Source organism: Cupriavidus necator A5-1 (assembly GCF_000744095.1).
GTDB lineage: Bacteria > Pseudomonadota > Gammaproteobacteria > Burkholderiales > Burkholderiaceae > Cupriavidus > Cupriavidus necator_A.
This window is the reverse complement of record NZ_JQLI01000001.1, coordinates 3,911,667-3,937,146: the sequence shown is the minus strand read 5'-3', so window position 1 is coordinate 3,937,146 and position 25,480 is coordinate 3,911,667. Positions and strand designations below refer to the sequence as shown.

Annotated in this window: 22 protein-coding genes and 1 pseudogene; 3 read left to right on the top strand and 20 right to left on the bottom strand. The window is 67.8% G+C overall.

Going from position 1 to position 25,480, the window contains the following annotated elements; all coding sequences use genetic code 11:
* The first annotated feature begins 38 nt into the window (after positions 1-38).
* From K307_RS17490 to K307_RS17480, 3 genes are all read left to right on the top strand, one after another.
* On the top strand, positions 39-752 hold the full coding sequence (locus K307_RS17490) for a response regulator (RefSeq protein ID WP_042879978.1): 714 nt from the start codon (positions 39-41) through the stop codon (positions 750-752).
* Positions 752-2,077, top strand: coding sequence for an ATP-binding protein (locus K307_RS17485; protein WP_042879976.1), 1,326 nt, complete (start codon positions 752-754; stop codon positions 2,075-2,077). Before K307_RS17490 ends, K307_RS17485 begins: the two co-directional genes overlap by 1 nt.
* A 235-nt stretch (positions 2,078-2,312) precedes the next feature.
* Complete coding sequence (locus K307_RS17480) at positions 2,313-3,077, top strand: DUF4410 domain-containing protein (protein ID WP_042879975.1); 765 nt, start codon at positions 2,313-2,315, stop codon at positions 3,075-3,077.
* Between the two features lie 35 nt (positions 3,078-3,112).
* Here K307_RS17480 and cobA read toward each other — a convergent pair whose 3' ends face one another.
* The 20 genes and pseudogenes from cobA to K307_RS17380 all read right to left on the bottom strand — a co-directional run bounded on the left by cobA (position 3,113) and on the right by K307_RS17380 (position 25,315).
* Positions 3,113-3,886: a uroporphyrinogen-III C-methyltransferase gene (gene cobA / locus K307_RS17475; RefSeq protein ID WP_042879973.1), complete on the bottom strand. Its 774-nt coding sequence runs from the start codon at positions 3,884-3,886 to the stop codon at positions 3,113-3,115.
* Between the two features lie 33 nt (positions 3,887-3,919).
* Positions 3,920-5,419, bottom strand: coding sequence for a nitrite reductase (locus tag K307_RS17470; protein ID WP_042879971.1), 1,500 nt, complete (start codon positions 5,417-5,419; stop codon positions 3,920-3,922).
* Positions 5,416-6,567, bottom strand: coding sequence for a heme d1 biosynthesis radical SAM protein NirJ (nirJ, locus tag K307_RS17465; protein WP_042879969.1), 1,152 nt, complete (start codon positions 6,565-6,567; stop codon positions 5,416-5,418). Before nirJ ends, K307_RS17470 begins: the two co-directional genes overlap by 4 nt.
* Positions 6,567-7,097: an AsnC family transcriptional regulator gene (locus K307_RS17460; RefSeq protein WP_042879967.1), complete on the bottom strand. Its 531-nt coding sequence runs from the start codon at positions 7,095-7,097 to the stop codon at positions 6,567-6,569. The genes nirJ and K307_RS17460 overlap by 1 nt, the downstream gene beginning before the upstream one ends.
* Positions 7,097-7,579, bottom strand: a complete 483-nt coding sequence (locus tag K307_RS17455; protein ID WP_051974943.1) for an Lrp/AsnC family transcriptional regulator — start codon at positions 7,577-7,579, stop codon at positions 7,097-7,099. The genes K307_RS17460 and K307_RS17455 overlap by 1 nt, the downstream gene beginning before the upstream one ends.
* On the bottom strand, positions 7,576-8,577 hold the full coding sequence (locus tag K307_RS17450; protein WP_042879966.1) for an Lrp/AsnC family transcriptional regulator: 1,002 nt from the start codon (positions 8,575-8,577) through the stop codon (positions 7,576-7,578). The genes K307_RS17455 and K307_RS17450 overlap by 4 nt, the downstream gene beginning before the upstream one ends.
* 9 nt (positions 8,578-8,586) lie before the next feature.
* Positions 8,587-9,822: a cytochrome D1 domain-containing protein gene (locus K307_RS17445; protein WP_080745056.1), complete on the bottom strand. Its 1,236-nt coding sequence runs from the start codon at positions 9,820-9,822 to the stop codon at positions 8,587-8,589.
* Positions 9,762-10,070, bottom strand: a complete 309-nt coding sequence (locus tag K307_RS17440; RefSeq protein ID WP_230625940.1) for a c-type cytochrome — start codon at positions 10,068-10,070, stop codon at positions 9,762-9,764. The genes K307_RS17445 and K307_RS17440 overlap by 61 nt, the downstream gene beginning before the upstream one ends.
* Positions 10,071-10,105: 35 nt before the next feature.
* The gene (locus K307_RS17435) at positions 10,106-10,435 is read right to left on the bottom strand and encodes a c-type cytochrome (protein WP_042879962.1); all 330 of its coding nucleotides are present in this window, start codon (positions 10,433-10,435) and stop codon (positions 10,106-10,108) included.
* 64 nt (positions 10,436-10,499) lie between these two features.
* On the bottom strand, positions 10,500-12,173 hold the full coding sequence (locus K307_RS17430) for a nitrite reductase (protein ID WP_042879961.1): 1,674 nt from the start codon (positions 12,171-12,173) through the stop codon (positions 10,500-10,502).
* Between the two features lie 394 nt (positions 12,174-12,567).
* Positions 12,568-13,245 (bottom strand): annotated as a pseudogene (locus tag K307_RS17425) (IS110 family transposase); the annotation flags it as partial.
* Between the two features lie 203 nt (positions 13,246-13,448).
* The gene (mobB, locus tag K307_RS17420; RefSeq protein ID WP_042879959.1) at positions 13,449-13,994 is read right to left on the bottom strand and encodes a molybdopterin-guanine dinucleotide biosynthesis protein B; all 546 of its coding nucleotides are present in this window, start codon (positions 13,992-13,994) and stop codon (positions 13,449-13,451) included.
* A gap of 4 nt (positions 13,995-13,998) precedes the next feature.
* Positions 13,999-14,688: a carbonic anhydrase gene (locus tag K307_RS17415; protein WP_042879957.1), complete on the bottom strand. Its 690-nt coding sequence runs from the start codon at positions 14,686-14,688 to the stop codon at positions 13,999-14,001.
* A 35-nt stretch (positions 14,689-14,723) separates the two neighbouring features.
* Entirely contained in the window at positions 14,724-15,476 is a 753-nt protein-coding gene (locus tag K307_RS17410) for a peptidylprolyl isomerase (RefSeq protein ID WP_042879956.1), read from the bottom strand.
* 27 nt (positions 15,477-15,503) lie between these two features.
* Complete coding sequence (narI, locus tag K307_RS17405; protein WP_042879955.1) at positions 15,504-16,187, bottom strand: respiratory nitrate reductase subunit gamma; 684 nt, start codon at positions 16,185-16,187, stop codon at positions 15,504-15,506.
* A gap of 218 nt (positions 16,188-16,405) precedes the next feature.
* A complete protein-coding gene (narJ, locus tag K307_RS17400) occupies positions 16,406-17,077 on the bottom strand; it encodes a nitrate reductase molybdenum cofactor assembly chaperone (protein ID WP_042879954.1) in 672 nt (223 codons plus the stop codon).
* Between the two features lie 31 nt (positions 17,078-17,108).
* Entirely contained in the window at positions 17,109-18,659 is a 1,551-nt protein-coding gene (narH, locus tag K307_RS17395; protein WP_042879953.1) for a nitrate reductase subunit beta, read from the bottom strand.
* Positions 18,656-22,396 (bottom strand): nitrate reductase subunit alpha, encoded by a 3,741-nt coding sequence (locus tag K307_RS17390; protein WP_042879952.1) that lies wholly within the window; start codon positions 22,394-22,396, stop codon positions 18,656-18,658. The genes narH and K307_RS17390 overlap by 4 nt, the downstream gene beginning before the upstream one ends.
* 189 nt (positions 22,397-22,585) lie before the next feature.
* Positions 22,586-23,971, bottom strand: coding sequence for a NarK family nitrate/nitrite MFS transporter (locus tag K307_RS17385; protein ID WP_042879950.1), 1,386 nt, complete (start codon positions 23,969-23,971; stop codon positions 22,586-22,588).
* Between the two features lie 63 nt (positions 23,972-24,034).
* Positions 24,035-25,315, bottom strand: coding sequence for an MFS transporter (locus K307_RS17380; RefSeq protein ID WP_042879948.1), 1,281 nt, complete (start codon positions 25,313-25,315; stop codon positions 24,035-24,037).
* Between the last annotated feature and the right edge of the window lie 165 nt (positions 25,316-25,480).

The following is a 25,480-nucleotide window of genomic DNA, read 5'->3' as shown; positions in this document are numbered from 1 at the left end:
AGGCTGGCACCGGAGGCCGGCATCGCCGGAGACCCGCCATGGAACAGGTGAACAGGATTGTCGTGCTCGACGATGAAGCCGAGCTGCGCAACATGCTGCAACGGTTCCTGACCGGGCACGGCTTCCGCGTGCGCGCGGTGGCCGACGGCAAGCAGCTCGACAGGTACCTGCAGCGCGAGCCCTACGACCTGCTGGTGCTGGACCTGATGATGGAGCCGGAAGATGGCCTCACCATCTGCCAGCGCCTGCGTGCCGAGGGCCACACGCTGCCCATCCTGATGCTGACCGCCAAGGGCGATCCGGTCGACCGCGTCGCGGGGCTGGAGACCGGCGCCGACGACTACCTGGCCAAGCCCTTCGTGCCCGACGAGCTGGTGGCGCGCATCCGCGCGCTGCTGCGCCGGCAGAAGATGGCGGCCGGCGATCCGACCGTCACCGCGCAGACGCTGCGCTTCGGCGAGTTCACCTTCGATGTCGGCAAGCAGACGCTGATGCGCGCCGGCGAGCTGGTCGAGGTGCATTCCGCGCAGATGCTGTTGCTGCACGCGCTGGGGTCGTCGCCGAACCGGGCCGTCAGCCGCGAGAACCTGCTCGCCCGCGCGCGCGGGCGTGACCACGATGCGCTTGACCGCAGCATCGACGTGCAGATCCTGCGGCTGCGCCAGATCGTGGAGGCGGATCCGTCCAAGCCGCGCTTTATCAAGACCGTGTGGGGCGTCGGCTACATGCTGGTGGCCGGCATCGAATCGTGATGCGCCTGCTTCCGCGCTCGCTGCTGGCGCGCAATATCGCGCTGCTGGTGGCGCTGGTGGCGATCACCCAGGCGTGTTCGCTCACCGTGCTGCTGCATTTCGTGCAGCGCCCGCGCATCGAGCGCGCCGCCATCATCTTTGCCGACTACGTGAAGACGCTCGACGGCGTGCTGGCCACGCTGCCGCCCGAGGCCGGCAGCGCCGCTGCCGCGCGGCTGGGCGCGCAGCTGCAGGACCCCGCCCACGCCGCGCCGGCGCCCGCGCCGGACCTGGTGCACCTGATGCGCACCTGGCAGCGCGATGTCTTCCTCGAGGCCTTGCGCCGCCAGCTGCCACCCGACATGCCGGTGCGCTGGCAGAGCGGCGACGGCGAACGCCTGTGGATCCGCTTGCATGTGGCCGGTGCGCCGCGCTGGATCGCACTGCCGATGACCGAGGATGCACGCGCCGGCGGCATCGTCACCGCGATGGTTTTATCCGTGGCGCTGGCACTGCTGGCGGCACTTACCGGCTACCTGATCCAGCGGCACCTGAACCGCCCGCTGCAGGACCTCGCACACGCGGCGCGCCAGATCTGCGCGGGCGAAACGCCGCCACCGCTGCCCACCGACGGCCCCACCGAGATCGCGCAGGTCGGCAGCGCCTTCAACCAGATGACGCAGGCGTTGCGTCAGGCCGAGCAGACGCGCGCGCTGATGCTGGCCGGGGTGTCGCACGATATCCGCACGCCACTGACCAAGCTGCGGCTGGCGATGGCCATGGCAATCCCGCGCGGCGCCGACGACGCCTTCGTGGCGTCGGCAGAAGGCTATCTCGACCATATCGAGACCATCCTGCAGCAGTTCATGGACTACGCCGGCAGTGGCGAGAAGGAACTGCCGCAGCCGGGCGACCTCAATGCGCTGGTCGGGCAACTCGCTTCAGACTTCGCTGGCCTCGGCCACGCGTTCGAGCTGTCGCTGGGCGAGCTGCCGCCGGTTTCGTTCCGGCCGGTCAGCCTGATGCGGCTGCTGATGAACCTGATGCAGAACGCTGTCGTGTACGGCAAGTCCGGCTTCAGCGTGCGCACCTGGCGCGACGCCGCTTGCGCCTACGTGGCCGTGGGCGACCGCGGCACCGGTATCGCCGCGCAGGAGCTGGAGCAGCTCAAGGCGCCGTTCAGCCGCGGCGCGAACGCGCGCGGCCACGCCGGCGGCACCGGCTTGGGGCTGGCCATCGTCGAGCGCATCGCGCGCCTGCATGGCGGCTCGCTGCAGTTCCGCGCGCGCGACGGCGGCGGCCTCGAGGCCGTGGTGGCGCTGCCGTTGCAGGCCTCCTCAGCCTAGCGCGGTGGATCGCGCGCCAGGCATCGCGCCGTGACATCGCGCGAAATAATTCCCACATGGCACATCCCCCTGGTTTTTCCGATACTTCGGTCACCGCGATGCGGCGCCCGGAAAAACCGAAGCGCGCAGCGCGATGACAGGCTCTCCGATGGTTTGCGATCTTGTGGTCGAACGATTGTCGGTGACAGCTTTCCCCCATCACCGACGGCACCGACGTGCCAATGAAGGATCCGCCATGCGCAACCCCATCCAGACCATCGCCACCCAGACCAAACGCCTGACCATCGCCGCGCTTGCCGCCACCGCTCTGCTGAGCGCGGGCTGCGCCAGCGCCGGTGTCACCGGCATCAGCCAGACGGGCCTGCTGCAGCCAGTGCACGCGGACGTCATCGTGGTCCGCGCGTTCGACGCCGACGCCGGCCACGTGCAGCTGGACGGCGGCCTCGCGCAGAAGGTGAAGATGATGGCGACGGGCGGCTCGTCCGCCGGCGCGCAGTCGCAGGCCGCGGCGGAAGCGCGCGAGCAGGTCGCCGACGAGATCGTGCGCCAGCTGCAGGCCAGGGGACTGCATGCGGTGCACTCGGACGCGCCGGTGCCGGCCGGCGCCAATGCGCTGATCGTCGCGGGCGACTTCCGCCAGATCGATGAAGGCAGCGGCCGCCGCCGCCTGCTGATCGGGCTGGGTGCGGGCAAGAGCGAAGTCGGCGCCGAAGTGCGGATCTCGTACAAGCCGGCCAACGGCGTCGCGGTGCCGCTGCAGAGCTTCGTCGCCGATGCCGACAGCGGCCATATCCCGGGCGTGGCGGAAACCGCCGGCATCGGCGCGGCCGCCGGCCACCTGGCGATGGCCGCTGCAGGCGGCGCGGGCGTGCACGGCGTCTCGGAAGTGAAGCATGACTCAGTCTATGCCGATGCCACGCGCCTGGGCGACACGATCGCGAGCCAGGTCGCGGCGGCGAGCACCGAAGAGGGCTGGCTGACCGCCGCGGCGGCGATCTGAAGTGGGACCTGCCGGCGCGCGGCCCGCGTGGCAGGCTACGCGGCCAGCGAGCCGGGCTCGGGACCCGTCGCCTGCACTGCCTGTGCCGCGTCCCCCACAACCTCGCCAACCAGCACCACCGCCGGACTGGACAGTCCGGCGACCACCGCACTGGCCAGCTTAGCGATCGTGCCGGTCCAGCTACGCGCCTGGCTGCTGCCGGCGTGCATTACCACCGCCGCGGGCATGTCCGCCCGCATGCCTGCCGCCAGCAAGCCGTCGCGGATTGCCGCCAGCCGGCTCATGCCCATGTAGATGACCAGCGTGGTGCCGCCGCGCACCAGTGCCTGCCAGTCGGGCGAGCCGTGCTCGCTGGTATGGCCGGTGACGAAGCTTACGCCATGGCAGTGCGCGCGGTGCGTCAGCGCAATGCCCAGCGCCTGCGCCGCGGCCATGCCGCTGCTGATGCCGTTGACGACCTCTACCGGCACGCCATGCGCGCTCAGGAAGGCCGCCTCTTCGCCGCCGCGGCCGAACAGCAGCGGATCGCCGCCCTTGACGCGCGCGACGGTGCGGCCGGCCAGTGCGTGTTCGAGCGTCAGCTGCTGGATACGCGCCTGGCTGACCGAGCAGCACCCGCCGCGCTTGCCGACCCATTCGACATGGGTGCCGGGGCTGGCGTAGCACGACATCTCCGGCGACACCAGGTCATCGACCAGCCACACTTCGGCGGCGGCCAGCGCGCGCATTGCGCGTACCGTGACCAGGTCCGGGCTGCGGGGCCCGACGCCGACCAGCCAGACCTTGCCGCGCTTCAGGGGAGGGTTCATCTTCGGACTCCTGCGATCGTGGGGCACACTGCTTCAGTGGCTGGTGCCGGCTGAGCGCGTGGTCTTGTTGAACACGTTGTACTTGCCGATGGGCTTGTCCATCGGGATGCGCTTCACTTCCTGCAGCGTGGCGGCGTCATAGACCACGATGGCGCCGTCGCGCTCCATCAGGCTAACCAGCGCATAGCGCCCGTCGCGCGTGAATTCCACATGCGCCGCGGTGCGTCCCGGCGCGGGCGTGACGATGCCCACCACCTGCAGGGTCTGCTTGTCGATCACCTGCAGCGTGTCGCGCCTCGGACTCATCATCGCGTCGGCCCAGGCGTATGGCGTGTTCTCATGGCTGCGCAGGAAGAAGCCCGGGCCGTTGGTCGGCACCGTGGCGATGGTGTGCCAGTCCTGCATGTCGATCACGCTGAGGCGCCCCTGCCCGAGGTCGGGCGATGCCATCACCTCGCGCCCGTTGCGCTGCCACGTGATGCCGCTGCCCAGGTGCGGCATGCCGCCGAGCGCCAGCGTCGCCACCTTGCGCCCCGCATCCAGGTCGATCACCTGCCCAGTGCCGCCGCGCGATGCGCCCAGGATATGACGGTAGGGCTGGTCGAAGAAGAAGTCGTCGAGCACGTCGTCCAGCGCAAGCATGCGCGGCGTGAGTACGGGCAGCGGTTTGCCCGCCGGATCGGCATAGGGAATCTCCCAGACCTCGGCGATGTCCTTGAGCGCGGCGATAAAGCTGTGGCGCGGCGCCGCGTCATAGACGGCGGAGACACGCGACTTCTCGCCGCCCTGGCCCTTCACGTCGATGACCCGCACCAGCGACAGGTCGTCCGCATTAAGCAGCACCAGCGTGCGCGGCAGCGTGTTGCCGGCCAGCACCCAGCGCCCGTCGTCGCTGACGGCAACGTTGCGCGTGTTCAGGCCGACGCGGATTTCCGCCACATAGGCCAGGTTCCACAGGTCGTACTTGCTGAGCCAGCCGTCGCGGCTGGCCATGTAGACATAGCGGCCGTCGCGGCTGAACTTGGGGCCGCCGTGCAGCGCGAAGCGGGTGGCAAAGCGATGGACCGGCGCGAGCCGGTCGCCGTCGAGCACCGTCATATGGTGGCTGCCGGCCTCGACCACCACGAACAGGTTCTGCGGATCGGCGCTGAATACGGGCCGCGCCGGCAGGCTGCCGGGCGAATGGTGGACGATGTGGCTGGCGCGGATGGCCGCCTCGTTCCACTGCGGGGCCGCCGAGGGCGCCGTGCGCAGCCAGCGCGCCAGGGCCTGCAACGCTGGCTCGGCCAGCGTGCCGCTGAAGCCGGCCATCTGCGTGGCGGCGCGGCCATCGCGCAGCACGCTGTCGAGTTCGCTGGCGCGCAGCCGCTCCACGCTTTCCGGCAGCAGCGCCGGGCCCATGCCGCCGAGCCGGTCGGCGCCGTGGCAGGCGGCGCAGTGCTGGCTGTAGAGCGTGGCGGGGTCGGCGGCATGCACGGCTTGGACAGCACAGGCCAGTGCCACCGCAGCCAGCCATCGAAGCACGGTCTTCATGCCGTGACCTCCAAGCCGATTTCCGCGTCGCTGAGGTAGCAGCCCGGGTCCTCGGCCCACGCGTTGCCGGTGAGCGCAAACGCACGCACGCGCGTATTGCCGTTGCAGATCGCGCGATGCGCGCAGGTGGCGCAGCGCCCTTGCAGCGGGCGAGGCGCGCTGGCCAGGCCCGCCATCAGTGGATCGGCGCGGCTGGCCCAGATCTCGCCGAAGGGCCGTTCTCGCACGTTGCCGAGCGTCACGTGCCACCACATCGTATCGGGATGCACATTGCCGAGATTGTCGATATTGGCCACGCCGACACCGGTGGCATTTCCGCCCCAATGCTCCAGCCGCTGCCGCATGTCGGCCACGCGCTGTGGGAAGCGACGCGCGATCCAGTAGAGCAGGTAGACCCCGTCTGCGTCGTTGTTGCCGGTGACGAAGTCGCCGGCGTGGCCTTGCCCCGCGCGCTGCCAGACGTGCTCGAACAGCCAGTCGAGCGCGGTGCGGGTGCGGGCATGGCGCGCGTCTTCGGCGCGGTGGCTGCGTGCGCGGCCGGCGTAGTTGAAGTGCGACAGGTAGAACTTGTCGATGCCTTCGCGCTCGGTCAGCGCCACCAGTTCCGGCAACTGCGCGGCGTTGGCTTCGGTCAGCGTCATGCGCACGCCCACGCGCAGGCCGGCCGCACGCGCAGCGCGCAGCCCGGCGAGGGCCTGCCCGAAAGCGCCGTCGCTGCGCCGGAAGCGGTCGTGCGTGGCGGGCAGGCCGTCCAGGCTGACGCCGACGTAATCGAACCCGGCCGCGGCCAGCCGCGCGGCATGGCCTGCATCGAGCAGCGTGCCGTTGGAGGACAAGGACAGGTGGAAGCCCAGTTCGCGCGCACGCGCGGCAATCTCGTACAGGTCCGGGCGCAGCAGCGGCTCGCCGCCGGAGAGGATCAGCGCGGGCACGCGTGCGTCACGCAGCTGGCCCAGCACACGCAGTGCCTCGGGGGTATCGAGCTCGCCCTTGAAATTGGTGTCGGCGGAGGTGGCATAGCAATGTCGGCAGTTCAGGTTGCAGCGGCGGATCAGGTTCCAGATCACTACCGGGCCGGCCGGCTTGCGCGGCGGCGGTACGGGCCCGGCATCGCGCAGGGCTTCCATGAAGCGGGACAGGCGAAACATCAGCGGGTCTCCTGGTTGGCTTGCCCGGCGGGCGGCAGGCGCAGGCCGGTTTTCTTCAGGATGCGGGTGGACCACAGCACGTCGTGCGCCCGGCAGGCGTCGCCCAGCAGCGTGGCGATGCGGGTGATCTGCGGCGCGGCGTCTGCATGCGTGCGCGCATGGACCATCGCAAACAGGTTGTAGGGCCAGTGCGGCAGGTGGCGCGGACGCCGGTAGCAGTGGCTGACAAAGGGCAAGGCGCCGATGCGCTCGCCCAGCGCGTCGACGCAGGCATCGTCGACGTCCCACACGGTCATGCCGTTGGCGCGCCAGCCCAGCCGGTAGTGGTTGGGCACCGCGCCGATACGCCGCAGCATGCCGCGTGCCTGCATAGCGGCAAGCCTTGCGATGACTTCCCGTTCGCTCAGGCCAAGAGCAGTGGCGATCGCGGCATAGGGGGCCGGCACCAGCGGCAGGCCGGCCTGGGTGGCGTGGATCAGGGCAAGGTCGATCGCATCGGGCGGGCCGGCGGGGGCATCGGGATCGGGCATCAGGCGGGCAGGTAGAGGTTGACGAAGAACTCGCGTTCCTTGGGGAACGGCAGGATCTCGACGCCGGCCGCGGCGGCAATACGCGCCAGCGCGGGCGCCACGTCGTCGAGCCGTGCCACGGCCAGCACGAACCACAGGTTCAGGTGATGCGTGCGGGCATAGTGATGCGCGACTTCAGGATGGGCATTGATGGCCGCGATCACCGCTTCGAGCCGGTCGGCCGGTGCATGGCAGGCGCACAGCACGAAGCGGCCGCCCGCGCGCTCGATCTGGTACAGCGGGCCGAAGCGGGTCAGCACGCCCCGCTCGAGCAGCGCGCGCAGCCGCACCAGCAGCTCAGCCTCGGCAATGCCGAGCGCGGCGGCGGCTTCGGCATACGGGCGCGGCACCAGCGGCAGGCCGCGCTGCAGCGCGTTGACGATGCGGCGGTCCAGCGCATCGAGCGGGTCGGGCGGATCGAGCAGATCGCAGAGGGCAGTCATGCCGCCACCTGCGTGGCGTAGCGCATGCCGCGCTGCCGGTAGCAGCGCGTGCCCACCAGCACCGCGCCCGGGGTCTGGTCCAGGCCCGCGGTCGCGCGGATATGTTCCAGCGCGGGCTTCAGGTCGTGCGGGTCGCGAGCATGGATCATCGCGAACAGGTTGTAGGGCCAGTCGGGCAGCCGGCGCGCGCGGCGGTAGCACAGCGTCACGCGCGGCAGCCGGGCCAGCCGCAGGCCGACGGCGTCGACGCGGGCGTCCGGCACATCCCACACGCACATGGCGTTGTGGCGATAGCCGAAGCGGCCGTGGTGCAGCACCACGCCCAGGCGCCGGATCACGCCTTGCGCGGACCACTGCGCCAGCCGCTCCAGGATGCGCGGCAGCGGCATGCGCGTGCGCAGCGCCAGGTCATGGAACGGGCGTGGCGTCAGCGGCAGGCCGGCTTCCAGCGCGGCCACCAGGCGCCAGTCGTCGTCGTCCAGCGTCACGGGTGGCGTTGATGGCGCGGCACCGCGCGTGCGCCGGTGTGCCGGCGCGTTACCGCCGGCAGGGCGGTGCGTGAGGGTGAAGCCGAGGTCGATGTGGTACTCGCGCGCCATCGGCAGGTCCAGCGGTGCCTGTCCGGTAGCGCTGGCGATGCTCGCCAGCGCGCCATCGAGCAAGCGCCGGTCGCGCGCGCCCGCGACGAACCACAGGTTGTACGGGTGCCCGCCGCGCGCGTAGTTGTGGCTGACCGCGGCGCAGGCGTTGACGCGCGCCGCCACGCGGTCCAGTTGCGCCGGCGGCACCGACAGCGCGGCCAGCGTGCTGACGCCGATCACATTGGGCGCGAACACTGCGCCCACGCGGCTGATGCGCCCGGCGCCGAAGTCGCGCGCCAGCAGCGTCAGCAGCGTGTGCTCGCACAGGCCGAGCCGTTCGGCCAGCGCCTGGTAGGGGCGGGGCTGCAGCGGGAAGTCGCGCTGCAGGCAGTCATAGAGATTTCGCTCGTCGTACATGATGGCGTCTCACATGCCGAGCCGTTGCGCCCGCGCGGTGAAGAAGATCCCGCTGGGGTTGTCCGCCGGCAGCGTGGCGATGCGCGCGAGGCTGGCGGTGTCGTAGACCTCGACGCGGTTGTCGTCGCGGCAGGACAGCCACAGCGCCTCGCCCTTGGGCGTGAATTCCATGTGCAGCACGCCGCGGCACGGGCGCAGCGTGCGCACCACCTCGCGCGTGGCGGTGTCGATCACCTGAACGGTATCGTTGTGCGGGAAGGCAAAGTTGACCCAGACCTGGCGCCCGTCGGGCCGCGCCATCACGAACACCGGCTGGCCGGCCAGCGCCACGCGGGCGCTCTGCTGCCAGCCGCGCGCGGGATCGGCGACCAGCACTTCATGCCGGCCGATCGCCGGCAGCCATGCCAGGCCCTGCGCCATGGCCCAGCCGCGCAAGTGCGGCATCTTGTAGACCGGCAGCGGCGCGCTGCCGCGGCCATAGCCGGACAGGATGCGGCGTGCCTGCGGCGGCGTCTGCCACAGGTCGACCAGCCCCACCCCGTCTTCGCCGAACAGGCCCGCCAGGTACCAGCGGCCGTCGGGCGTGACCAGCCCGTCGTATGGCTCGCGGCCGGCGGGCAGGCGCGTCACCTGCGGATGGCGCGGGTCGGCAGCGTCGATGATCCAGATCTCGCCGGACTCGAACAGGCTCGCGGCAAAGCGGCGGCCGGGCAGGTCGGCCAGGCCCACCACCTTGGCGCGGCGCCCGTCGTTGCCGATGGCCGGCAGGTCCGCCAGCGGCTCAAGCGTCTGTGCGTCGAACAGGCGGATGCCGCCCGGCGCGTAGTTCTGCGCGGCCACCACGCGACCGTCCTGCGAGATCGCGCCGCCGATGCTGTTGCCGGCCTGCAGCACGCGGTGGGTGATGCGCGCGCCGAGCAGGTCCACGCGCGTGAGCCCCCCATCGCGGCCGAACACATAGGCATAGCGCGCATCGCGCGAGAACACCACGCTGGCGTGCGACAGGTCGCCCAGACCATCCACCGTGGCCAGCCGCGTCATGCCGGTGGTTTCGACGATCTGCAGGCGGCCGGCAGCGCGCTCCACCACCACGCCGAGATCGCCGGTGCCGCGCACGGCGGTGGCGCAGGCGGCCAGCAGCGTGGCAGCGAGCATTACGCCGAGGGCTGCCGCAATGCCTCGGATCAGTTTGCCGGTGGCGCCACGGTCGGCGGCTTGCCGGCCTGGAGTCGATCGATCAGCCATTGGGCTTCATCCTGCGTCATGAAGGGTTGCCAGGGCGGCATCGCGGTGCCGGGCCGGCCATAAAGCACGGTGGCGACGAGGCTCTCGCGCGGCTTGCCGGCCAGCGCCTCGCGCGTCAGCGGCGGACCCAGCCCGCCGCGCAGCGTCATGCCGTGGCAGGCGCCGCAGTCATCGCGCACCCAGTGCGCGAGCTGCGCCTGCCGCGCGGGCGTGGGCTGGCCGAAGGCAGCGGGCGCGGCGCCCAGCATGGCCGCGGCCAGCGTCGCCAGCACGGTATGCCGGCTCAGAGCGAAAGGATCCATTTGGCCAGCGTATTGGCCTCGGCGTCGCTGACTGCGTTGGCCGGCATCGGCACCGGGCCCCACTGGCCGCTGCTCCCCTTCATGATGGACTGGACCATACGTGCCTCGCCGTCCTTCCTGGCGGAGTACTTGCCCTTGATGTCCTTGAAGGCGGGTCCGATCATTTTCTTGTCGATGCCGTGGCACGACAGGCAGGCCTTGCCGGACGCGAGTTGCTGGCTGGCGTGGGCAACGTCGGGGATGGCGACGCCGAGCGACAGGGCGCAGCCGACGGCCGCCAGCAGGGAAGGCAAGACTTGTTGTTTTCGCATGGTGTTTTCCGTTGTAGGAATGGCGTTCGGGCTCGCACCGCGGAGGCGGTGCGAGCCCGCTGGCTTAATAGACGTCGTGCTGTGTGTTGTAGGCGTTGAACTTGCCGGTCGGCGTGACCAGGCGCTTGTCCTTGATCACAGTCTTGAGCGTGCGGGTCTTGTCATCGACCACCACCAGCGCGGATTCGCCGTCCTTGGTGCCCCAGACGGAGAACCAGACTTCATCGCCGGCCTTGTTGTACTCGGCCTGCACCACGCGCTTGGCACCCGCGCCCTTCAGCTCGGCCCAGTCGGCGATCGGCAGCACCTTGAAGCCGCCTTCCAGGTTACGCGTATCGAACACCGCCACCGACTGGTTGAGCTTGGCGTCCGGGTTCAGCGGCGTATCCACCCAGAGGTTGGACGACTTTGGGTGCGTCTTGATGAAGAGCGAGCCACCGCCCTGGCCCTTGAGCGTCTGCACCACCTTCCACGCCTGCGCCGGATGGCCGGCGGGGTCGGTGCCGATCAGGCTGATGGTCTCGTCGCCGAGGTGGCTGGTGGCCCAGACCGGGCCGAACGTCGGGTGCGAGAAGTTGGCGCCGCGCCCCGGGTGCGGGGTCTTGCCTACCTCGATCAGCGCTGCCAGCTTGTCTTCCTTGGTATCGACCACGGCGATCTTGTCCGACGCATTGGCCGCGACCAGGAAGTAGCGGCCGGTGGAATCGAAGCCGCCGTCATGCAGGAACTTGGCGGAATCGATGGTGGTGGTCTTCAGGTTGGACAGGTCCGAGTAGTTGACCATCAGGATCTTGCCGGTCTCCTTGGCGTTGATCACGAACTCCGGATGGAAATGGCTGGCCACGATCGAGGCCACGCGTGGTTCGGGGTGATACTCGTTGTCAACTGTCATGCCGCGGGTGGAGACGACCTTGAGCGGCTTGAGAGTGTCGCCTTCCATGATCACGTATTGCGGTGGCCAGTACGAGCCTGCCACCGCGTACTTGTCTTCATAGCCCTTGTACTTGGAGGTCTCGACCGAACGCGCCTCCATGCCGATCTTGACCTCGGCGACGATGTCAGGCTTGGGCAGCCACAGGTCGATCAGATCCAGCCGCGCGTCGCGGCCGATCACGTACAGGTAGCGCCCGGATGCGGACATGCGCGAGATATGCACGGCATAGCCGGTCTTGACGATATTGATGATCTGCTTGCTGTCGCCGTCAATCAGCGCCACCTCGCCGGCATCGCGCAGCGTGACCGAGAAGAGGTTGTCCAGGTTGTACTGGTTTAACTTCTTCGTCGGGCGCTGGGCCACTGGCATGATGTCCTTGCGGCTTTTCTCCATGTCGGCCAGCGAGAACTCGGGCGGTGTCGGCGGGTCGAGCTGGATGTAGCGGGCCATCAGGTCGACTTCCTTGTCGGAGAGGTCGCCGGAGGTGCCCCAGTTCGGCATGCCGGCGGGGCTGCCATACTTGATGAAGGTCTTGAGGTATTCGGTGCCGCGTGCGCGGGTGATGTCAGGGATCAGCGGCTTGCCGGTGGCGCCTTTGCGCAGCACGCCGTGGCAGCCGGCGCAGCGCTCGAAGTAGATCTGCCTGGCGTGGTCGAATTCGGCGGCGGTGAGGGTGGGGATTGCTGTTTTCTGTTCGGCCTTGGGTGTGGCCTTTGCCGCGGTGGTGGCTGCCTGTGGTAGTCCCAGACAGAGTGAGAGCGGTATTGCCGCGATTGCGGGGTACAGCCGGTTTTTTGCTTTCATGGTGCTGTGGGTCAGCGGGTTGAGGAAAGCTCGGTCTCGCGGTGCTTAGGTTGTTTGTTGGGCACCTGGCGTCTGGGGCCATCATGGTGAAACACTGGCGGTGTGGGATTGACTGGGGTCAAACTGCGAGCCGGGTTGGAGGGCTGTGTTTGAGAGTGTTGATCGTGGGCAGGGGTGGTTATGGGGTGTGCCTGTTGCAGGCATCTGGTCGATGCTCGACGGCTCCCGCTGCCGGTGACATGTTGTCGTTGTTTGAACCGCTTGGTTCCGCCCTCCTGGGCGGGTCACTTATATGAACGCGCCCCGGTTTGCAAGGTAAGACGAACATGCTGGCTCGAGCAGGACTGGTTGCAGACTTATATCCGGCCTTGTGGTGCAGGCGAGCCTGCGGGCCGGCCGTGGCGGTGTGCATGCCGATACCCGGGATGGCGAGAATGGTCTGGCAAGCCCGGTTCTGCCGGCCCCAGGCGTTGATACGCTGGTCGAGGCGGGCAATCTCCTCATCGAGCCGTTCGATGCTTTGCAATTGTTCGTGCACGAACTCGAACAGCATGGGCGGCACGCTCTGCTCGATGTCGGCCATGTGTTGCACGATTTCCTGCAGGCCGGTACGCAGTCCGCGGGGGAAGTGGACGCCGAATTCGAACAACATGCCGCGCAACTGGTTGACCAGCATGGTGCGCATCTTCACGCGCAGCTGGCGCAGTGCGTGCAGGCTGAGCAGGGACTGCTGCGGCTCGGTCTTGGGGGCAACGACGGGCATGCCGGGCTGCTGCGCCGCGGTCCAGATAGCCTTGGCGTCGGTGGCCTCGGTCTTGTTGGTCTGGACAAACGGACGCACGTAGTTGGGGTGCAGCAGCACCGGTTCGTGGCCGAGGCTGCGCAGCTGGCGGGCCCACCAGTGAGCGCTGCCGCACGCTTCGAGCGCCACCCGTCCAGGCTCACGCTTGGCGAGGAACTCAATCAGTTTCTGCCGGCTGAAGCGACGATTGAAACACTTGCCGTTGGATTCGACCCAATAGAGTTGGAAAGTAGTCTTTGCAATGTCCAGACCGTAGATCGTAGTATTCATTTCGGGTCCCTCCATCCTGTGTGGACTGTGTGAACTTCCACTCTGGCACATCGATGCCGTTTCGCGATGGGGGACCCGCCCCTTCCTGTGATACATCCCCACCATGGCTTGCCGAGCTCCGCGCCGAGGCCGGGGCGCGTTCATTCCATCTTTTTGTCGCTCGGACAAAAAGTGACCCGCCCAGGAGGGCGGAACCGAGCGGTTCAACAGCGACACCATGTCACCAGCAACGCGGGCGGTCGAGCATCGGCCCCTTGATCCTTCATCGCGAGAATGAACGCCCCCACCTGCGCCACATCATCCAGCCGCAGACATGGCAACGTCGTATCCATCCACGCATCAGTAGCCAACGCAACAATGGAAGAATCACTAGGATAGTAGGGTGCACGCCCATGCGCCGGCCGATAGACCTCAATCCGAGGAATGGCCTCGCGCCGAAAGCCCTCTACCAATGTGATATCCGCACCCCGCAGTCGCGCCACCTGCTCGGCCAGCGTCGGCTCGGCTTCATCCACCAGCTCGCGCACGATGGCATAGCGATAGGGCGAGGCCACCATCACCTCCGCCGCGCCGGCGGCGCGAAAGCGTGCGCTGTCCTTGCCGGGCGGCTCAAGTTCCAGCGGGTGATGACTGTGCTTGACCACGTTGACGGTCAGGCCGCGGGCACGAAACCAGGGCAGCAGGGCAGTAATCAATGTGGTCTTGCCGCTGCCGGACGTGCCGGTGATGCCAAGGATAAAAGGACTCATGATGTCAGGATTCTGATTGGGCTGGCAGCGGGCATACCAGCGGCAGGAACGCGTCGGCGCGCTGTGAGTAGGCCAGCAGCGCACCGGCCTGCAAGTCGAAGTACCAGCCGTGCAGCGTCAGGTCGCCTGCAGTGAGCGCGCGCCGCACGAACGGGAAGGTCTGCAGGTTGCGCAGCGATACCAGGATCGCCGCCTGCTCGCAGGCGCGCTGGCGCTGCGCCGGGCTGGCGTGCGCGAGCGTCTGTTCTACCTGCCGGCGCGCCGGCGCGGCGATGCGCACCCAGGCGCCGAGGTAGTCGGCTTCTTCATCTTCGTCGGGCGGATGATCGCCCGCGTCGCACGGCTGCGCCAGCAAGGCGCGGATGCCGCCGCAGCCGCCGTGGCCCATCACGATGATGCGGGCAACCCGCAATTGCTGCACGGCGAACTGGATCGCGGCGGAGACGCCGTGCAGGCTGCCTTCATGGCGACCGGTGCAGGGCGGCACCAGGTTGCCGATATTGCGCACGGTGAAGAGCTCGCCAGGGTCGCAGCCGAGCAGCAGGGCCGGGTCGACCCGCGAATCGCAGCAGCCGATCAGCAGCGTCGGCGGCTGCTGGCCGGTGCGTAGCGTGTCGAACAGCCGCGGCTCGTCGTCGAAGTAGCGTTGCTGGAACCGCTCGAAGCCTTTGAGCAGATGTTCGATCTGATGCATGGCGGTTTCCGGTGGCGTTGGTAAGAGAACGGTGGCTACTGCACCAGCGGGCTCTCGGCACCTTCCAGTTCGATGCCTTCGATCCGCGCGCGGCCGATCAGCAAGCTCGCGTACTGCTTCCAGGCGCGGTCGCGCGCGGCGGCTGCGAGGGCGCGGGCGATATCGCCGCGCACCGCGTCGAAGGGCAGGCGCGTGCCGGGGCAGCGCTCGAGGATGCGCACGATATGCAGGCCAAAACGCGACTCGACCAGTTGCGGCAGGACGCCGTCCTGCTGCGCCGCGAACAGCGCGCGCTCGAACTCCGGTGCGGTCTCGCCGCGGAATACGCGGCCGAGGCGGCCGCCGTTGACGCCGCTGGGGCAGTTTGACAGCGCCCGGGCATGCTCGGGAAAGGTCGAGGGGTCGCCGCGCACCAGCGCCAGCGTCTGCGCGGCGATCTCGCGCAGCGCGTCCAACGGCACGCGCGGCGTGACCTGGAACAGGATATGGTCGGCCTCGACCCATCCGCCGTCGCGAAAGCGCTCCGGGCGGCTGTCGTAGTGACGGCGGCAGCTGGCTTCGTCGGGCTCGGGGATGCCGGCCTCGCGTTCCAGCAGCGCCAGCGCCAGGGCGTCGTCGTCCAGGCCTTCGGTGGCGAGGCCGATGCGGTCGGCTTCGGTGCGCACCAGCTGGCGCAGGATGGCCGAGATGGTGGCCAGCCGCGCCGGGTTGGCCGCATCGTGATGGTGGTCCAGTTCGCGTTCGATATCGGCGTCGCGCAGTTCCACGCCGTTGACGGTGACAGGCATGCTGTTCTCCTTGTCGGGTTGCGGCGCTCAGCGGCTACGCACGAGCTGCCAGGCACGGCCGAGGTAGCCGACCGAGGCAAAGCCGCTCCACACGTGCACCAGCCGCGTGAACGGGAAGATCGCGAACAGCGTGATGCCCATGAACAGGTGCGCCTTGAACAGCAGCGGCGCATCGGCGATATAGCTGGCCGCGTCGCCGCGCAGCGTGACGATGTGCTGCGCCCAGGTCATCAGCTGCACCATCATGTGGCCGTCCATATGACCGGCGGATTCGAAGATGGTGGACAGGCCGAGCAGCAGTGTCACCAGCAGCCACAGCAGCAGCACCTTGTCGCCGGTGCGGGTCACAGCGGACACGCGGGCGTTGCTCAGGCGGCGGTGCAGCAGGATCAGCAGGCCGGCCAGGCACATGGTGCCCATCACGCCGCCGGCGGCCATTGCCACACCTTGCTTGAAGCCGTGCGAGACGCCGAGCGCGTCCCATACCGCCACCGGTGTCAGCAGGCCGACCAGGTGGCCGAAGAACAGGCCGAGGATGCCCACGTGGAACAGGATGTTGCCCGTGCGCAGATTGCCGCGGTACAGCACCTGCGAGCTGTCGGTCTTCCAGGTGTATTGCTCGCGCTCGAAGCGGGCCAGGCTGCCGAACAGGAAGATGGCGGCAGCGATGTACGGGTAGATGCCGTAGAGGAATTGGTGGAGCGTTGCCATGGTATTAGCTCAGTAGCTGCCGTTGCTGGGGCAGGGTTGATTGAGTGGTTGGCTTGCCTGTGTCTTTGCCATTGCCGATTGTGTTCCCTCTCCCCTCAGGGGAGAGGGTAGGGTGAGGGGTGGTTTAAGCACCGGCGCTCGTCGAAGCTCCCGGCCTCACCCCCGCCCCTCTCCCGCAAGCGGGAGAGGGGAGCAAACAGTCGGTTCGTGCAAGCATTTCAGCAAGCCGCTGGCACCGGCACTGGCGCCGTGCCGCGCGGATAGAACTTCACCGCCTGCGGCCCCATTTGCGGCGCCAGCAGCGGTTCCACGCCGTCGGCCCCCGGCCCGAAGGTCTCCAGCGCCTCGTCCATATCCCGCACCGGCGGCTCCTGCTGCGGTTGCGGCTGCACGTCGGTCAGCGTGGGCAGCACCGCGAACACGCCCGCGTACGGGCTTTCGTTGCGCGCCAGCCGGTCGCCGATTGCGGCCAGCACATGGATCGCGTCGCCCAGCAATTGCTCGGCGCGCGCTTCCTTATCGTCGGCCACCAGCGCGCCGAGGAACTCCAGGAACAGCGGCACGTAGTCGGGCAGTTCCGACGCGGCGGGTTCAAAGCCGTCGCGTCGGTACTCGTCGATCAGGTCGACCATGGCCTGGCCGCGGTCGCGGCTTTCGCCATGTACGTGCTCGAACAGGTGCAGCGAGTGCGCCGGGTTGCGGTCGAAGGTGGCGACGTAGTTCTCCTGCAGTGCGATCAGCGACGCGCTGCGCAGCAGGCCGGTGATGGGCGCCAGCAGCTCGCGCGCCTGCGGCCATTCGGCCAGCGCGGCATCGATCTCGGACAGAGCGTCCAGCAGATCCTGCTCGGGGTAGCCGAGCAGGGCGCTGAGGATGGGATAGAGGGGCATGATGTTCTCCGGGCGATTCGTGGATGCGCGCTCAGCTCATCACGGCTTTCTTGCGCGACTTGGGCATGTCGACAAAGTGGACGCTGCCTTGCGGCTTCTTGCCGAACAGCGAGCCGTCCGAGGTGCCGCCCGAGCAGCCGTTGCCGAAGGTGAAGCCGCAGCTGGCCTTGTCGTTGAAGCTGTCCTCGACCATCTCCTTGTGCGAGGACGGGATCACGAAACGGTCCTCATAGTTGGCGATGGCCATGGTCTGGTACATGTCCTCGACCTGCGCGGGCGTCAGGCCCACCTGCTCCAGCACATTCAGGTCCTGCACGCCGTCCACCACCTGCGAGCGCTTGTAGGCGCGCATTGCCAGCATGCGGTCCAGCGCGGACAGTACCGGCATCACGTCGCCCGCCGTCAGCAGGTTCGCCAAGTACTTCACCGGGATGCGCAGGCTCTTGACGTCCGGGATCACGCCGTTCATGCCCATGTGGCCGGCCTCGGCCGCCGACTGGATCGGCGACAGCGGCGGGACGTACCAGACCATCGGCAGGGTGCGGTACTCCGGGTGCAGCGGGAAGGCGATCTTCCACTCGCACGCCATCTTGTAGACCGGCGACTTGCGCGCGGCGTCCAGCCAGGTTTGGGGGATGCCCTGGCGCAGCGCCTCGGCCTGCACCGCCGGGTCGTGCGGATCGAGGAAGACGTCGAGCTGCGACTGGTACAGGTCGCGCTCATCGGCCACCGATGCCGCCTGCTCGATGCGATCGGCGTCGTACAGCATCACGCCGAGGTAGCGGATGCGGCCGACGCAGGTCTCGGAGCAGACCGTGGGCTGGCCGGCCTCGATGCGCGGATAGCAGAACAGGCACTTCTCGGCCTTGCCGCTCTGCCAGTTGAAGTAGATCTTCTTGTACGGGCAGCCCGAGATGCACATGCGCCAGCCGCGGCACTTGTCCTGGTCGACCAGCACGATGCCGTCGTCCTCGCGCTTGTAGATCGAGCCGGACGGGCACGAAGCGACGCAGGCCGGGTTCAGGCAGTGCTCGCACAGGCGCGGCAGGTACATCATGAAGGTGTTCTCGAAGGTCGAGTACATCTCCTTCTGCACGTCGTCGAAAAGCTTGTCGCGGCCGCGCGAGCTGAACTCGCCGCCGAGGTCGTCTTCCCAGTTCGGGCCCCACTCGATCTTTTCCATCTTGCGGCCGGTCAGCACCGACACCGGGCGCGCGGTGGGCGGCGTCTGCACCAGCGGCGCCTTCTGCAGGTGCTCGTAGTCGTAGGTGAAGGGCTCGTAGTACTCGTCGATCTGCGGCAGGTTGGGGTTGGCGAACAGGTTCGCCAGGATCTTCAGCTTGCCGCCCTGGCGCGGCTCCAGCGTGCCGTCGGCGTTGCGCTTCCAGCCGCCCTGCCACTTGTCCTGGTTCTCCCATTCCTTCGGGTAGCCGATGCCGGGCTTGGTCTCGACGTTGTTGAACCAGGCGTACTCGACGCCGTCGCGGCTGGTCCAGACGTTCTTGCAGGTCACGGAGCAGGTATGGCAGCCGATGCACTTGTCGAGGTTCAGCACCATGGCCACCTGGGCACGGATCTTCATTGCGAGGCTCCTTCCTTCACTGTCTTTTCCACGAGCGGCCCTTCCAGCCAGTCGACCTTCTTCATCTTGCGCAGGATCACGAACTCATCGCGGTTGCTGCCCACGGTCCCGTAGTAGTTGAAGCCGTAAGCCAGCTGCGCATAGCCGCCGATCATGTGGGTGGGCTTGGTCACAGCGCGCGTGACCGAGTTATGGATGCCGCCGCGCATGCCGCTGGTCTCGGCGCCGGGCACGTTCACGATCTTTTCCTGGGCGTGGTACATCAAACACATGCCCTTGGGCACACGCTGCGACACCACTACGCGGGCGGTCAGCGTGCCGTTGACGTTGAACACCTCGACCCAGTCGTTGTCGCGGATGCCGTTGGCCTTGGCCTCGGTCTCGGAGATCCACACGTGCGGGCCGCCGCGCGACAGCGTCAGCATGCGCAGGTTGTCCGAGTAGGTGGAGTGGATGCCCCACTTCTGGTGTGGCGTGATCCAGTTCAGCACCAGCTCCGGGTTGCCGTTGGGCTTCTTGCCCAGCATCGGCGCCACGGTCTTGGTGTCGATGGCCGGCTTGTACACACACGCGCCTTCGCCGAAGTCCAGCATCCAGCGGTGGTCCTGCCAGAACTGCTGGCGGCCGGTCAGCGTGCGCCAGGGGATCAGCTCATGCACGTTGGTGTAGCCGGCGTTGTAGCTGACCTCTTCCGATTCCAGGCCCGACCAGGTCGGCGCGGAGATGATCTTGCGCGGCTGCGCCTGCACGTCGCGGAAGCGGATCTTGTCGTGCTCGCGGCCTTCGGCCAGGTGGGTGTGGTCGCGGCCGGTGATCTTCGACAGCGCTTCCCACGCCTTGACGGCGACATGGCCGTTGGTCTCGGGCGCGAAGGTCAGGATCATCTCTGCGGCGTCGATCGCGCTCTCCAGCCGCGGGCGGCCCTGGCTGACGCCGGGTTCCTTCACAGTGTGGCTGAGCTGGCCGATCTCCTTCACTTCATGCTGGGTGTTCCAGTTGATGCCCTTGCCGCCATTGCCAAGCTTGTCCAGCAGCGGCCCGATCGAGGTGAACTTCTTGTAGATGTCCGCGTAGTTGCGCTCCACCACGGTCATCGACGGCGCGGTCTTGCCGGGGATCAGGTCGCACTCGCCGGCCTTCCAGTCCTTCGGCTCGAACGGCTGGCCCAGTTCGCCCGGGGTGTCGTGCAGAAGCGGCGTGCACACCAGGTCCTTGCGCGTGCCAAGATAGGGCCCGGCGATCTCGCTGAACTTCTTCGCGATGGCCTTGTAGATCTCCCAGTCGGTCTTGCTTTCCCACAGCGGTTGCACGGCTTCGGACAGCGGGTGGATAAAGGGGTGCATGTCGGACGTGTTGAGGTCGTCCTTCTCGTACCAGGTGGCGGTGGGCAGCACGATGTCGCCGTACAGGCAGGTGGTGCTCATGCGGAAATCCAGCACGGTCAGCAGGTCCAGCTTGCCTTCGGCGGCCGGGCGCACGTTGACTTCGCTCGGCTTGATCGCGTCATCCTCGTCGCCGAACACGGCGTTCTGCGTGCCCAGCAGGTACTTCAGGAAGTACTCGTGCCCCTTGCCCGAGCTGCCCAGGATGTTGGAGCGCCACACGAACATATTGCGCGGGAAGTTGGCCGGGTTGTCGGGATCGTCGCAGGCGAACTGCAGCTCGCCGGACTTCAGCTGTTCGACGGTGTAGGCCACCGGGTCCTTGCCGGCGCGCTCGGCCGCATCGACCACGTCGAGCGGATTGGTGCCGAGCTGCGGTGCCGACGGCAGCCAGCCCATGCGTTCCGAGCGTGCGTTCAGGTCCAGCAGCGACAGTCCGTCATAGCGCTTGCGGTCGGCGGTCGGCGACAGGATCTCGTCGACGCCCAGCTTCTCGTGGCGCCACTGGCTGGTGTGGTTGTAGAAGAACGAGGTGCCGTTCATCTGGCGCGGCGGGCGCGACCAGTCCAGGCCGAAGGCCAGCGGCGCCCAGCCGAACTGCGGCCGCAGCTTTTCCTGCCCGACGTAGTGGGCCCAGCCGCCGCCGCTCTTGCCGATGCAGCCGCACATCATCAGCAGGTTGATGATGCCGCGGTAGATCATGTCGTTGTGGTACCAGTGATTGAGCGCGGCACCGACGATCACCATGCTCTTGCCCTGGGTGCGGTCGGCATTGTCGGCGAACTCGCGCGCTACCTGCGTCACCAGCCGGGCCGGGACGGAGGTGTGCTTTTCCTGCCAGGCGGGGGTGTAGGGCACGTCATCGTCGTACGAAGCGGCAACGTTCGGGCCGCCGAGTCCCTGATCCACGCCGTAGTTGGCCATCTGCAGGTCGTACACGGTGGCCACCAGCGCGGTGCTGCCGTCAGGCAGCGTCAGCCGGCGCGCCGGCACGCGGCGGCGCAGCAGTTCGTCGTGTTCGCCGCCGAAGTAGGGGAAGCCCACTTCCACCACCTCGTCTTCCTTGCCGAGCAGCGACAGACGCGGCTCGACCGCGCGGCCGCTGCCGCCGTCCTTCATCTCCAGGTTCCAGCGCCCGACCTTCTCGCCGCCGTTGTGAGCGCCTTCGCCCCAGCGGAAGCCGATCGAGCCATTGGGCGCGACGATCTCGCCGGTGGCGTCGTCGACCAATAGGGTCTTCCACTCGGGATGGTTGGCTTCGCCGAGGTTATCGGCCAGGTGCGAGGCGCGCAGGAAGTGGTCGGGCACCAGCGTGCCCTGGTTGTCACGCAGCAGCACAAGCATCGGCATGTCGGTGTACTGCTTCACGTAGTCGCGGAAGTAGGCGGACTTGCCGCTGGCGTGGAATTCCTTCAGCACCACGTGGCCCATGGCCATCGCCAGCGCGGCGTCGGTGCCTTGCTTCGGCGCGAGCCAGATGTCGCCGAACTTGACCATCTCGCCGAAGTCGGACGACACCGCCACGGTCTTGGTGCCCTTGTAACGGACCTCGGTGTAGAAGTGCGCGTCGGGCGTGCGGGTCTGCGGCACGTTGGAGCCCCACACCATCAGGTAGGTGGAGTTGTACCAGTCGGCCGATTCCGGCACGTCGGTCTGTTCGCCCCAGACCTGCGGGCTGGCCGGCGGCAGGTCGCAGTACCAGTCGTAGAACGACAGGCAGGCGCCACCGAGCAGGCTCAGGTAGCGCGCGCCGGCGGCATACGACACCATCGACATGGCCGGGATCGGCGAGAAGCCGATCACGCGGTCCGGGCCGAACTTCTTCACGGTAAAGGCATTGGCCGCGGCGATGATCTCGGTGGCGGTGTTCCAGTCGGCACGCACGAAGCCGCCCTGGCCGCGCACGCTCTTGTAGCGCGCGGCCTTGACCGGGTCCTGGCTGATCGATTCCCACGCGGCGACCGGGTCCATGGTCTTGCGGGCCTCGCGCCACATCTCCATCAGGCGGCCGCGGATCATCGGGTACTTGACGCGCTGCGCGGAGTAGACGTACCAGCTGTACGAGGCGCCGCGCGGGCAGCCGCGCGGCTCATGGTTGGGCAGGTCCGGGCGCGTGCGCGGGTAGTCGGTCTGCTGGGTTTCCCACGTGATCAGGCCGTTCTTCACGTAGACCTTCCAGGAGCAGGAGCCGGTGCAGTTCACGCCGTGGGTCGAGCGCACGATCTTGTCGTGCTGCCAGCGGCTGCGATAGCCGTCTTCCCACTTGCGGTCTTCGTTCACCACCGCGCCGTGGCCATCCGCATAGGTGGACTTGACGCGCGACATGAACTTCAGTCGATCCAGGAAATGACTCATTGCTTTGTTCTCCGCGAGGGCTTTTCTGCGGGTGCTCCGGCTGTTGCGGGAGCGCTTGCAGGGACACCCTCAGCTTATGGGGGAGGCGGGCGGCAGCCAATTCGCTGGTGGAACAGCCGCCGCGTGGCGATCGGGCTAGGTGCCGCGCGCGGGACTAGTTCGACAGAACTAGTCCGGCCGGCAAGACGGTCAGCAGGGCATGGGGGCGTTGCGGCGCGCGTAGCACCACCACGTCACCAGCACGCAGCTGACGTAGAAGGCGATAAAGCAGTACAGCGCGGCATCGGGTGCGCCGGTCAGCTCCAGCGAGGTGCCGAAGCTCTTGGGAATGAAGAAGCCCCCGTACGCGCCGATTGCGCCGGAGAAGCCCAGCACCGCTGCGGATTCCTTGCCGGCTTCCTGCAGCGCCTGCCGCTGCGCGGCATCGCCCTTGCCCCTGGCGGCGCGCTGGCGCTCGGTCAGGAAGATCACGGGGATCATGCGGAAGGTCGAGCCATTGCCGATGCCGGTAAGCGCGAACAACGCGATGAAGGCGGCCAGGAAGAATGTGAAGTTGCCGCCGGCGCCGTCATGTGGCAGCGTCGCCAGTACCGCGAACACTGCCGCGATCATGCCGACGAAGGTCCACAGCGTGACGCGCGCGCCGCCGAGCTTGTCGGAGATCCAGCCACCTACCGGCCGCGTCAGCGCGCCTACCAGCGGCCCCAGGAACGCGTAGGCGGTCGGGTTCACACCGGGGAACTGTGACTTGGTCAGCAGCGCCAGCCCCGCCGAGAAGCCGATGAACGAGCCGAAGGTGCCCACGTACAGCCAGCACATCAGCCAGTTGTGCTTACGCTTGAAGATCACGGCCTGCTCGGCAAACGATGCCTTGGCATCCGCGATGTCATGCATGCCGAACCACGCCGCCAGCGCCGAGACGATGATGAACGGTACCCAGATGAAGCCGGCGTTCTGCAGCCACAGGTCGTGCGTGGCGCCGTTGGCCTGGTACTGCTGCGGCTCGCCGCCGAGCGCGCCGAACACCGCTACCGACACGACAAGCGGCGTGACGAACTGCACCACCGACACGCCGAGATTGCCGATGCCGGCGTTCAGGCCGGTGGCCAGCCCCTTCTTCGCCTTCGGGAAGAAGAAGCTGATATTGGCCATCGATGAACTGAAGTTGGCGCCGCCCAGCCCGCACAGCAGCGCCAGCACCAGCAGCGTCGGATAGCCGGTGGACGGGTCGCGCAGCGCGACGCCCATGCCCAGCGCCGGGATCAGCAGCAGCGCGGTGGAGATCGCGGTAAAGCGGCGTCCGCCAAAGACCGGCACCAGGAAGGAATAGAAGATGCGCAGCGTGGCCCCGGACAGCGCCGGCAGCGCGGTGAGCCAGAACAGCTGGTTCTTGGTGAACTGGAAGCCGGCGCGGTCGAGGTTGACCGCGACCACGCTCCACAGCATCCAGACCACGAAGGCCAGCATCAGCGCCGGGATCGAGATCCACAGGTTGCGGTAGGCAATGCGCTCGCCTTCGCTTTGCCAGAACGCCGCGTTCTCGGGCTCCCAGCGGGTGAGTACGGATGAGGTCATGATAGGTGTGCCTTGGTTGAGAGCGCGGAGGCGCGCTTGAAGGGTGAGCGTTCAGTGGAGCCGTCAGGCGGCCTGCGTGAGGCCGACGGCCTGTTCCTTGCGCCGGCGCTCGCCGCGCTGGCTGTAGTGCATCCACACCAGGCTCACGCACACGGTGCCGTACATCAGCATGAAGCAGCTGCTGCGTACGCCGGTCAGGTCGGCCAGCATGCCGAACAGGATCGGCAGCACGAAGCCGCCCAGCCCGCCGGCCAGGCCGACCACGCCCGAGACCGCGCCAATGTTGTGCGTGAAGTCGTTGGAGATGAACTTGAAGACCGAGGCCTTGCCGATGGCAAAGGCGATGCCCACCACGAACAGCAGGAAGGTGAAGACGGTGGGCGTCAGCGCGATGCGGAAGCCCTGCGGGCCGCTGGTGGTCTGGATGATGAAGTCCGTCTGCGGATAGCTCAGCAGGAAGAAGCCGACCCAGCACACCCACATCACCCACCAGGTGGTGCGGTGCGCACCGTAGCGGTCGGAGATCCAGCCGCCGATGGCGCGCAGCACGCCGCCGGGCAGCGAGAAGCACGCGGCCAGGAAGGCGGCGGTCTTGATATCGAAGCCGTATTCGCCGATGTAGTACTTCGTCATCCACAGCGACAGGCCGACATAGCCGCCGAACACCACCGAGTAGTACTGCGAGTAGCGCCACACGCGCGGGTCGCGCATCACGGCGAGCTGCTCGCGCCAGCCGACGCTGGACTTCACCAGGTGCGCCGGGTTGCTGCGCGAGAACACCCAGAACAGCACGGCGGTGATGAGCATCGCCACCGAATACACGCGCGGTACTACGGTCCAGGTGCCGGCGGCCAGGATCATCGCCGGCGCAACGAACTTGGTCAGCGCCGCGCCCGAGTTGCCGGCGCCGAAGATGCCCATCGCCAGGCCCTGGCGCGAGCGCGGGAACCAGCGCGCCACGTACGGCGTGCCGACCGAGAACGAACCGCCGGCCAGCCCGACGAACAGGCCCAGCACCAGCAGCTGCCACAGCGTGTGCGCGTACGAGATCAGCCAGATCGGGATCACTGTGGCCAGCATTAGCGCGAAGAAGACCTTGCGGCCGCCGAAGCGGTCGGTCCAGATGCCCAGCGGCACGCGAATCAGTGAGCCGCTCAGCACGGGCGTGGCCGCCAGCAGCCCGAATTCCGTGTCGTTGAGACCGAGTTCCTGCTTGAGCGGAATGCCGAGGACGGCGAACAGCATCCAGACGGCAAAGCAGATGGTAAAGGCGAAAGTGCTCGACGCCAGCGTGATTGCGGCACCGGGCGGTACGGGCTCCGGCGCGCGTGGTTGGGTGGCCATGGCCATGCTCCTGTGTCAACTTTGGCGGGGGTGATGCCAGAGTAGGGGCGGCCACTTGCGCTGCCTATTCGCCGGCAGCACAGCGCAGGCGAGGGAGCGATCTGCCTTTGGAGGTAGTTCTACCGACGGAGGCCATCGGCACGGCGGCGGTGCTATCGTGCTTGC

Excerpts from the sequence above, each read along its gene's own strand:
- K307_RS17490 (WP_042879978.1), top strand. The coding sequence starts at position 39 with ATGGAACAGGTGAACAGGATTGTCGTGCTCGACGATGAAGCCGAGCTG.
- K307_RS17485 (WP_042879976.1), top strand. The coding sequence starts at position 752 with ATGCGCCTGCTTCCGCGCTCGCTGCTGGCGCGCAATATCGCGCTGCTG.
- K307_RS17480 (WP_042879975.1), top strand. The coding sequence starts at position 2,313 with ATGCGCAACCCCATCCAGACCATCGCCACCCAGACCAAACGCCTGACC.
- cobA (WP_042879973.1), bottom strand. The coding sequence starts at position 3,886 with ATGAACCCTCCCCTGAAGCGCGGCAAGGTCTGGCTGGTCGGCGTCGGG.
- K307_RS17470 (WP_042879971.1), bottom strand. The coding sequence starts at position 5,419 with ATGAAGACCGTGCTTCGATGGCTGGCTGCGGTGGCACTGGCCTGTGCT.
- nirJ (WP_042879969.1), bottom strand. The coding sequence starts at position 6,567 with ATGTTTCGCCTGTCCCGCTTCATGGAAGCCCTGCGCGATGCCGGGCCC.
- K307_RS17460 (WP_042879967.1), bottom strand. The coding sequence starts at position 7,097 with ATGCCCGATCCCGATGCCCCCGCCGGCCCGCCCGATGCGATCGACCTT.
- K307_RS17455 (WP_051974943.1), bottom strand. The coding sequence starts at position 7,579 with ATGACTGCCCTCTGCGATCTGCTCGATCCGCCCGACCCGCTCGATGCG.
- K307_RS17450 (WP_042879966.1), bottom strand. The coding sequence starts at position 8,577 with ATGTACGACGAGCGAAATCTCTATGACTGCCTGCAGCGCGACTTCCCG.
- K307_RS17445 (WP_080745056.1), bottom strand. The coding sequence starts at position 9,822 with ATGGCTGATCGATCGACTCCAGGCCGGCAAGCCGCCGACCGTGGCGCC.
- K307_RS17440 (WP_230625940.1), bottom strand. The coding sequence starts at position 10,070 with ATGCTGGGCGCCGCGCCCGCTGCCTTCGGCCAGCCCACGCCCGCGCGG.
- K307_RS17435 (WP_042879962.1), bottom strand. The coding sequence starts at position 10,435 with ATGCGAAAACAACAAGTCTTGCCTTCCCTGCTGGCGGCCGTCGGCTGC.
- K307_RS17430 (WP_042879961.1), bottom strand. The coding sequence starts at position 12,173 with ATGAAAGCAAAAAACCGGCTGTACCCCGCAATCGCGGCAATACCGCTC.
- mobB (WP_042879959.1), bottom strand. The coding sequence starts at position 13,994 with ATGAGTCCTTTTATCCTTGGCATCACCGGCACGTCCGGCAGCGGCAAG.
- K307_RS17415 (WP_042879957.1), bottom strand. The coding sequence starts at position 14,688 with ATGCATCAGATCGAACATCTGCTCAAAGGCTTCGAGCGGTTCCAGCAA.
- K307_RS17410 (WP_042879956.1), bottom strand. The coding sequence starts at position 15,476 with ATGCCTGTCACCGTCAACGGCGTGGAACTGCGCGACGCCGATATCGAA.
- narI (WP_042879955.1), bottom strand. The coding sequence starts at position 16,187 with ATGGCAACGCTCCACCAATTCCTCTACGGCATCTACCCGTACATCGCT.
- narJ (WP_042879954.1), bottom strand. The coding sequence starts at position 17,077 with ATGCCCCTCTATCCCATCCTCAGCGCCCTGCTCGGCTACCCCGAGCAG.
- narH (WP_042879953.1), bottom strand. The coding sequence starts at position 18,659 with ATGAAGATCCGTGCCCAGGTGGCCATGGTGCTGAACCTCGACAAGTGC.
- K307_RS17390 (WP_042879952.1), bottom strand. The coding sequence starts at position 22,396 with ATGAGTCATTTCCTGGATCGACTGAAGTTCATGTCGCGCGTCAAGTCC.
- K307_RS17385 (WP_042879950.1), bottom strand. The coding sequence starts at position 23,971 with ATGACCTCATCCGTACTCACCCGCTGGGAGCCCGAGAACGCGGCGTTC.
- K307_RS17380 (WP_042879948.1), bottom strand. The coding sequence starts at position 25,315 with ATGGCCACCCAACCACGCGCGCCGGAGCCCGTACCGCCCGGTGCCGCA.